This window comes from Phenylobacterium sp. (assembly GCF_036402295.1).
In the GTDB taxonomy this organism is placed as follows: Bacteria; Pseudomonadota; Alphaproteobacteria; order Caulobacterales; family Caulobacteraceae; genus Phenylobacterium.
The window spans coordinates 1-8,175 of sequence record NZ_DASWTE010000314.1 but is presented as its reverse complement, the minus strand read 5'-3'; the positions used below and the strand labels follow the sequence as shown (position 1 = coordinate 8,175).

Annotated in this window: 9 protein-coding genes; 2 read left to right on the top strand and 7 right to left on the bottom strand. The window is 69.5% G+C overall.

Translation table 11 applies throughout. From position 1 onward, the window contains the following. Positions 1-39: 39 nt before the first annotated feature. Positions 40-1,773: a GMC family oxidoreductase gene (locus VGD44_RS18875; protein WP_331089920.1), complete on the bottom strand. Its 1,734-nt coding sequence runs from the start codon at positions 1,771-1,773 to the stop codon at positions 40-42. A gap of 116 nt (positions 1,774-1,889) precedes the next feature. On the opposite strand from VGD44_RS18875, the gene VGD44_RS18870 reads away from it, so the two are divergent. Beyond that, complete coding sequence (locus VGD44_RS18870; RefSeq protein ID WP_331089919.1) at positions 1,890-2,678, top strand: DUF1080 domain-containing protein; 789 nt, start codon at positions 1,890-1,892, stop codon at positions 2,676-2,678. 24 nt (positions 2,679-2,702) lie between these two features. On the opposite strand, the gene VGD44_RS18865 is transcribed toward VGD44_RS18870, so the two are convergent. Both VGD44_RS18865 and VGD44_RS18860 read right to left on the bottom strand, forming a co-directional pair. Further along, positions 2,703-3,419, bottom strand: coding sequence for a hypothetical protein (locus VGD44_RS18865; RefSeq protein WP_331089918.1), 717 nt, complete (start codon positions 3,417-3,419; stop codon positions 2,703-2,705). Positions 3,420-3,578: 159 nt separating this feature from the next. Beyond that, the gene (locus VGD44_RS18860) at positions 3,579-3,833 is read right to left on the bottom strand and encodes a hypothetical protein (RefSeq protein ID WP_331089917.1); all 255 of its coding nucleotides are present in this window, start codon (positions 3,831-3,833) and stop codon (positions 3,579-3,581) included. A gap of 374 nt (positions 3,834-4,207) precedes the next feature. Between VGD44_RS18860 and VGD44_RS18855 the strand changes: the two genes are divergently transcribed. Next, positions 4,208-4,432 carry a hypothetical protein gene (locus tag VGD44_RS18855; protein ID WP_331089916.1) on the top strand — a complete coding sequence of 75 codons (225 nt, stop codon included), beginning with the start codon at positions 4,208-4,210 and terminating at the stop codon, positions 4,430-4,432. On the opposite strand, the gene VGD44_RS18850 is transcribed toward VGD44_RS18855, so the two are convergent. The 4 genes from VGD44_RS18850 to VGD44_RS18835 form a co-directional block, all read right to left on the bottom strand. Beyond that, positions 4,429-5,142 (bottom strand): glutathione S-transferase family protein, encoded by a 714-nt coding sequence (locus VGD44_RS18850; protein ID WP_331089915.1) that lies wholly within the window; start codon positions 5,140-5,142, stop codon positions 4,429-4,431. The two genes, VGD44_RS18855 and VGD44_RS18850, sit on opposite strands and share 4 nt — an antisense overlap. 191 nt (positions 5,143-5,333) lie before the next feature. Then, positions 5,334-6,386, bottom strand: a complete 1,053-nt coding sequence (locus VGD44_RS18845) for a sugar phosphate isomerase/epimerase (protein ID WP_331089914.1) — start codon at positions 6,384-6,386, stop codon at positions 5,334-5,336. Beyond that, positions 6,383-7,510, bottom strand: coding sequence for a Gfo/Idh/MocA family oxidoreductase (locus VGD44_RS18840; protein ID WP_331089921.1), 1,128 nt, complete (start codon positions 7,508-7,510; stop codon positions 6,383-6,385). Before VGD44_RS18840 ends, VGD44_RS18845 begins: the two co-directional genes overlap by 4 nt. Before the next feature lie 17 nt (positions 7,511-7,527). Further along, a partial coding sequence (locus tag VGD44_RS18835; RefSeq protein WP_331089913.1) for a sugar phosphate isomerase/epimerase occupies positions 7,528-8,175 on the bottom strand: 648 nt, incomplete at its 5' end.

The window sequence follows — 8,175 nt, the reverse complement described above, 5'->3', positions numbered from 1 at the left end:
AGAAGGCGTCGCGTCGGGTCAGCATCGCTCGTCTCCCCCTCACAGTTCGCCGCGCTTCCGGGCGGTCACCGCATGGTCTACGGCCCGCGCGGTCAGCGCCATGTAGGTCAGGGACGGGTTCACGCACGACGCCGAGGTCATGGCCGCGCCGTCAGTCACGTAGACGTTCTTGCACTCGTGTACCTGGTTGAAGGCGTTCAACACCGAGGTCTTGGGATCGCGGCCCATCCGCGCCGTGCCCATCTCGTGGATGCCGAGGCCCAGCGCGTAGTCGCCGTCCATCGTCTGCACGTTCTTGAAGCCCGCCGCCTCCAGCATCTCGGCGGCGGCGGCCTGCATGTCCTTGCGCATGGCGAGCTCGTTCTCGCGGATCGACCCGTCGAAGGTGAGCGTCGGCAGGCCGTACTTGTCCTTCTTGTCCTTGTTCAGGGTCACCCGGTTGTCGGCATAGGGCAGGATCTCGCCGAAGCCGCCCAGCCGCACCACCCACGGCGCCGGCTGGGAGAGCTCGGCCTTGCGGGCCGCGCCGAACCCGGGAGCCGAGAGCGCGCGGGTCCAGCCGGGCCGGCCGGCGCCGCCCTGGTAGCCGAAGCCGCGGAGGTAGTCCTTCCGCTTGGTGGCTGCATCGCCGAGGTTGCGGAAGCGCGGGATGTAGACGCCATTCGGCCGACGGCCCGAGTAGTAGCTATCCTCGAAGCCCGGCGCCTCGGCCTGGGCGCCGGCGGCTAGGTGGTGGTCCATGATGTTGCGGCCCAGCTGGTCCGAGCCGTTGCCGAAGCCGTTCGGGAAGCGGCTGCTGGTCGAGTTCAGCATGATCCATGTGGTCGCCAGCGCGCTGGCGTTGAGGAACACCACGTCGGCGTAGAACTCCTCCTCCTGGCCGGTCGCCGCGTCCAGGATGCGCACGCCCTCGGCGCGCTGCTTCTTCGGGTCGTAGAGGATGGTGGTGACGATCGAGTTCGGCCGGACCTTCAGGTTGCCGGTCCGTTCGGCCGCCACCAGGGTCGCCGAGTTGGAGCTGAAGTAGGCCCCGAACGGGCAGCCGCGGATGCAGAGGTTGCGATGCTGGCACTTGCCGCGGCCGAGCGCGATCTGTTCCTCGGTGGGCTCGGTCAGATGGGCGGTGCGGCCGATGGTGATGCGCCGCTCGGGGAAGCGCGCCTCGACCTTCTCCTTCAGCTTCTCCTCGACGCAGTTGAACGCCATGGGCGGCTGGAACACGCCGTCGGGCAGCTGGGCCAGGCCCTCCTTGCGGCCGCTGACCCCGATGAAGCGCTCCACGCGGTCGTACCAGGGCGCGAGGTCGGCGTAGCGGATCGGCCAATCGACGCCGATCCCCTCCTTGGCGTTGGCCTCGAAGTCCATCGGCGCGTGGCGATAGCTCTGGCGGCCCCAGGTCACCGAGCGGCCGCCCACATGGTAGCTGCGGATCCAGTCGAAGCGCTTGGTCTCCGAGTAGGGGTTCTCGTCGTCGCGCACGAACAGATGCTGGGTGTACTCGGTCATCGTGTAGCCGGTGCGCTGCTGCACCGGGTACTTGGCCTTCATCTCCGCCGCCGGCAGGCGGCCCAGCGGGTACTGGGTGTCCCACGGGTCCATTGTGGCGGTCGTGTAGCCCTCCGGATGCGCGAGCGCCCCGCCCCGCTCGAGCACGAGCGTCTTCAGGCCCTTTTCGGTCAGCTCCTTGGCGGCCCAGCCGCCCGAGATGCCGCTGCCGACGACGATGGCGTCGTAGGTGTTTTCCTGCCGCGCGCGGGTGTTCAGGTTGGCCATCGCGTCTCCCCATCGGGCCCCGGCCAACGGCCGGAAGGCCTCACGAGCGGTTGTACCGCTTTCTTCCGGCAAGGTTTCATGAAAAGGATTACATCGCAAGCGTGGGAGGAAGGCGGATGACCCAAAATCGGGCGATGCTGGGCGTGGTTCTGGCGATGGCGTGCGTGACGTCCGCGACCGCGGCCGAGCGGTGGAAGCCGCTGTTCGACGGGAAGACGCTGAACGGCTGGACGCCCAAGATCGTAGGCTCGCCGGCGGGCGAGAACGCGCGCGACACCTTCATCGTGAAGGACGGGGCGATCACCGTCTCGTACGCGGGCTACGACCGCTTCCAGAACCGGTTCGGGCACCTGTTCTACAAGACGCCCTTCAAGGCCTATCGCCTGCGGCTGAAGTACAAGGTGCTGGAGCCGCCGCTGCCCGACACGCCGGGCTGGGCGCGCTCGAACTCGGGCGTGATGTTCCACAGCCAGAGCCCGGAGAGCATGGGGCTGAACCAGCCGTTCCCGGTGTCGGTAGAGTTCCAGATCCTGGGCGCCGACGGGCCGGGGCCCAGGCCCACGGGCAACCTCTGCACGCCGGGCGTGTCCGTCACCCTGAACGGGACGAAGCAGCCGGTGCACTGTTCGAACTCGACCGGCCCCACCATACCGAACGGGACCTGGGTGGATCTGGAGCTGGAGGTTTCGCCCAAGGGCGTGATCACCGAGAAGATCAACGGGGCCGTGGTGCACACCTATAGCGACGTGGCGCTGGACCCCGCCGACCCGATGGCCGCCGCCGACGCCAAGCGGCTGATCGAGGCGCGCGGCGGCAAGCTGCCGGTGACCGAGGGCTACATCGCCCTGCAGAGCGAGGGTCACCCGATCGCGTTCAAGGACATCGAGGTGCTGGTGCTGAAGTAGGCGGGGCCGAGGCGCCGCCGCGCTTCAGGTGAGGGCCCGGACCAAGTCCAGCCAGCCTTCCGTCTTCGCGATCGCCAGGCACACGGGCGTGGCGGCGACCAGGAAGGCCGAGCCCACCCAGGTGGAGGTGAGCACACGGCGGCGCGTCCAGAGGTCGTAGGCGACCATGGCCGCGATCGGGGCGTGGTTGAGGGCGATGATCACCGGCTCGGGCGTGAAGGCGGCGAGCCGCGCGAGGCCGGCGGGAATCACCGACAGCGTGGCCAGCGTCATCATCCGCTTGTGGGCGTCGGGAGCGCTCTTGCGGGTGGCGAGGCCGACGGCGAGGAACACGGCGAAGGTGACGAGGTCGCGGACCGGGATGATGGCGAACGCCTCAGCCGAGCCCAGGCGGAACGGGTCGTGGCCGTCGTGCACGCCTTTGACGGTGATGACGGCGCCGGTGATGAGCACCAGCGCCGCGAGACCGGCGCCCCACCAGCCGAGCGTGCGGTGCAGGCGGACGCGGCCTTGCGCCGGCAGCACGCCCTGGATGGCCATGAACACGATCCACAGCGTCATGACCCCGGCGTGTAGGTGGATCGCGGGGTCCATGGCGGCCACGCGCGCGGGCTTCAGGTAGAAGCTGGGCGCGAAGCCGGCGACCACGACGGCGGCCATGTAGAGTTGGAGGAGCGCGAAGACGCCGAAGGGCGTTCGACGGCGCGGCGCGCCCTTCTCCCTCGGCGCGACCACCGCCATTGCCTCACCCGACGCCCCCAGGCGTTGCGCCAATCCATCCATCCGTCTCTCCCGAGCCTGGCGGCCGCCCGCCGGGCGCCGCTGTTCGGGAGGTGGATGAGGGGTGGTCGTGGGAGCGAGCGTGTGAGGCGGCGTGGAATTTCGCCGCGCGATCCGCGGTCAGGGCCGCTCGTCGTCGCCGAGGCTGTCCACCAGGCGGCCCGTGGCCTTCAGGCCCTTGGCGATGCGGGCCCATGTCGACGAGGCGGCGCGGCCAGCTTCGTCCTTCGCGAAATCAGGGCTTTCGAACACGGCCTGAAGCTCCTGCAGCAGCCGCGGCTCGCGCGCCGAGAGGATGGCGATCAGGGTGCTGAGCAGGCGTTCCGTCGCCCGCGTGCGCTCTTCCAGTTCGGCGAGATCGGCCTTGGCCGGCATGGAATAGCTCGTTCCGCATAGGGTTTGGTGACGCAGATGCCTAGCGCCGCCGGGCGCCGAACGTTCCCAATGCGAGAACAAATGGTTTTACGTCCATAGGAACTCGGCCGCCGCGTCACCACATCCGGAACTGCGCCGTCGGGGCCTGTGCCGTGAGCCAAGCGGTCGATCATTCCCGGCGCGGCGCTCCTGGGGACATCGAGGCCACAGTGTCGGCCTGCGGGCGGACGGCGCGATGCCGGAGACTCCATATGTATGCGCCTGAACGGCCGGCCGGCGCCGGGGTTACGCGAACCGCAACGGCGCGGCGGCCTCGCCCTGCGGAACTTGCGCGCGCCGCGGACATTCCGCCTTCCTCTGCGGAGGCTGGTTGCATGTCCGTCGTCCCCGGATCCATCGCCCACCATGGCCGAGCGATCTACTACCGGACGGAAGCGGCGCGGATCCAGGTGCTGGCCGACGCCGCGGGCCTGGACCAGGGCCGCGAGGGCTTCGAGCAGGCGGCGCAGGACTATCGCGACCTGGCCGACAGCCTCGAAGACGACGACGCCATGGAGGATCCCACGGCCGTCGACCACCCGTACAGTCCGGCCCCCTAGCCTTCCGCCGCTTCCATCGCCGCCTTCGCGGCGGCCATCATCTTGTCGAAGGCGCCGGAGCGGATGAGGGCCTTGCGCTCCTCGAGACCGCGGTGGAGCTCTTCCAGCACGCGGGCGGCGTGTTCGTTGGCCTGGATGGCCGACCACCAGGCGGCGACGTTGAGGCTGGCGGGGATCGGGTTGTCGACCCCCACGCCCGGCAGCACGTTCTCGATCAGGAACAGGGCCGGGACGAGGGCGCAGTCGGCGAGGGTGAGGCGGCCACAGGCGGCGTAGCCATCCGTCCCGATCATCTTGTCGAGCGCCTTGACGTTGCGCACCACCTGGCCGGCCAGCAGGTCGACGACGCCCTGGTTACGCGTGCGGGCGCGGGTCTGCGGCGAGAGCATGAACATGTTGTTCATGAGGTAGATGTCGCCGATGCGGGCGATCGTCCGGATGTGGGCGGTCTCGCGCGGTGTTCTGCCGAGAAGAGTGGGCTGGGGATACACCTCCTCCAGGTACTCCGCGATCACCTCGGACTCCGGCATCAGGTCGCCGTCCATGTCGAGGACCGGGATGCGGCCGATCGGATTGCGATGCCGGAAGCCGGGCATGCCGAAGTCGGCGGGGCGCTCGAGCACGATGTCGGTGATGCCCTTGGCGTAGATCTGCATCCGCACGCGGGCGGAGTACGGGCTGAGGTCGCCGGAGTAGAGCTTCATCGTCATGGGTGCGCGCTTCCTTTGTCGTTGACCAAGGGAAGCACGAATTGCGCGCCGCGAGCAGACTTACGCGGGCGTGCCAGCACCCAAGAGAAACAAACCGCGGAAAACGCGGAAGGACGCAGAAGGGCAGAAGCCGTCGCCGGCTTTCTGCGTTCTTCCGCGTTTTTCGCGGTTAAAGGGCGCCTGCGGCGCGCTCAGAGGCCGAGCAGCTTGCGGTTGGCCGTGGCGTCGGCGCCGGACTTGGCGAAATCGTCGAAGGCGTGGTCCGTGACGCGGATGATGTGGTCGCGGATGAAGGGCGCGCCTTCGCGGGCGCCGTCCTCAGGGTGCTTCAGCGCGCACTCCCACTCGAGCACCGCCCAGCCGGGATAATCGTAGGCGGCCATTTTGGAGAAGATCGCGCCGAAATCGACCTGGCCGTCGCCCAGCGAGCGGAAGCGCCCGGGCCGCTCGACCCAGCCCTGATAGCCGCCGTAGACGCCCGAGCGGCCGCTGGGCCGGAACTCGGCGTCCTTAACGTGGAAGGCCCGGATGCGCTCGTGGTAGCGGTCGATGTAGTCAAGGTAGTCCAGCTGCTGCAGCACGAAGTGGCTGGGGTCGTAGAGCAGGCACGCGCGGGCGTGGCCCCTCACCTCGTCGAGGAACCGCTCGTAGGTGGCGCCGTCGTGCAGGTCTTCGCCCGGGTGGATCTCGTAGCAGCAGTCGACGCCTGCGTCCTCGAAGGCGTCGAGGATGGGCGTCCAGCGGCGGCCAAGCTCGGCGAAGGCTTCCTCGACGAGGCCCGCCGGACGCTGCGGCCAGGGGTAGACGTAAGGCCAGGCGAGCGCGCCCGAGAACGTCGCGTGGGCGGTGAGGCCCATGCGCTGGCTGGCCTTCGCCGCGAGGGTGACCTGGCGCACGGCCCAGGCCTGGCGCTCGGCCGGCTTGCCGTGGACCTCGGGCGGGGCGAAGCCGTCGAAAAGGGCGTCGTAGGCCGGGTGGACGGCGACGAGCTGGCCCTGCAGGTGGGTGGAGAGCTCGGTGACCGAAAGGCCGTACTGGGCCAGCGTTCCGGCGATGTCGTCACAATAGGCCTGGCTCTCAGCGGCCTGTTCCAAGTCGACGAACGAGCCCGGTCCGGTGGGAAGCTGCAGGCCCTTGTAGCCGAGGTCCGCCGCCCATTTCGCGATGGTGTCCAGCCGGTCAAAGGGCGGATTGGGCCCCACGAACTGGGCCAGGAAGATACCGGGGCCTTTGATCGTCTTCATCCCACACCCGCGTTCAAGTCGACCCAGCCCGCGTTCGCGCGACTGGCTTCCACCGCGCGCTCGACGAAGGCCATGCCGCGCGCGCCGTCCACGATGCCGGGGACGAGGTCGCCGGAGGCGCCAGGCGACCGGTCCTCGGCGATACTGTCGGCGAAGTCGCGATAGATGTTGGCGAAGGCCTCGATGAAGCCTTCGGGATGGCCGGTGGGCAGCCGCGAGGCGGCGCGCGCGGCGTGGCCCAGGTAGCCGGACGCCGCGTGCAGCGTCTGGGTCGGGCCGTCCAGCCAGTCGATGGTGAGCTCGGTGTGGCGCTCGTGCGACCAACTGAGGCCGCCCTTCTCGCCGTAGACCTTCAGCGTGAGCCCGTTGCGCGCTCCGGCCGAAATCTGCGAGGCGACCAGCACGCCGCGGGCGCCGCCGGCGTAGCGGAGGAGCACGTTGCAGTCGTCGTCCAAGGTGCGGCCGGGCACGACGGCGGCGAGGTCGGCACAGAGGCGCTCGACCCTCAGGCCCGTGACGTACTCCGCGATATTGAAGGCGTGGACGCCGATGTCGCCGATGCAGCCCCCGACGCCGGACTGGGCGGGGTCCGAGCGCCAGGACGCCTGCTTGTCGCCACTCTGTTCGAGAGGGGTGGAAAGCCACCCTTGCGCGTACTCGGCGACCACCTTGCGGACGGTCCCGAGGTCGCCGCGGCGGACGATCTCGCGCGCCTCGCGGACCATCGGATAACCCGTGTAGGTGTAGGTCAGGCCATAGCGGCGGCCCGAGACGCCGACGATGGCGGCGAGCTCGCGGGCCTGGGCGAGGTCGAGGGTGGCGGGCTTGTCGCTGATGACGTGCAGACCGCCCTTCAGCGCGGCGGCCGAAACGTCGAAGTGCAGGTGGTTCGGCGTGACCACGGCGACGAGGTCGCAGCCGTCCGGGCGGGCGGCCTCGGCGGTGATCATCTGGGCATGGTCGGCGTAGGCGCGATCCGGCGCAACGCCCCAGGCATCGGCGGCCGCGGCGTTCTTCTCCGGATCGCGGCTGAAGACGCCGGCGGTGAGGCGGATCCGGCCGTCCAGCTCGGCGGCCATGCGGTGGACGGGCCCGATGAACGAGCCCGGGCCGCCGCCGACCATGGCGAGCCGCAGCGGCCTCACGCGGCCACGCCGGCCAGGAAGTCGTGGCTGAGCTTCGCGGCCTCGATGCGCGGACGGGTGAACGGCGGCTCCTGCTCGACGAAGAAGTTCACGACCCCAGCCGCGCGGGCGGCTGGCAGCAGCGTCTTCCAGTCGATGGCGCCCGAGCCCACCTCGGTGGGGTCCATGCTGAGGGCGAAGTTGGCTTTGGTGGAGGGCTTGATGTCCTTCACGTGCATCATCGTGAAGCGGCCCATGTGCCTGGCCATCAGGGCCGCGGGGTCGTGGCCGGCGGCGGCCACCCAGCCCACGTCGATCTCGAAGGTCACCAGACTGGGGTCGGTCTCCTTCAGCAGGATCTCCTGGCCGGTCGTCGAGCCCAGGGGCAGGAACTCGAAGTTGTGGTTGTGGTAGCCGACCTTGAGCCCCTCCTTCTTCAGGGCCTCGGCCTTGGTGTTGAGGAACTGGGCGTTCAGCTTCCAGTCGTCGGCGGTCATCTGGCTGACCAGGCGGCGCAGCATGCCGCCCATGTCCTCGCCCGCCTGCGGCTTGAGTTCGAGCCGGTCGGGGAAGAAGCAGATCGGCGCCACGGCGGCCTTGGCGCCCAAGGCGTGCAGGGCGGCCGCCAGCTTGCCGAGGTCGCCGTCCAGCGTGGGGTCCGCGCC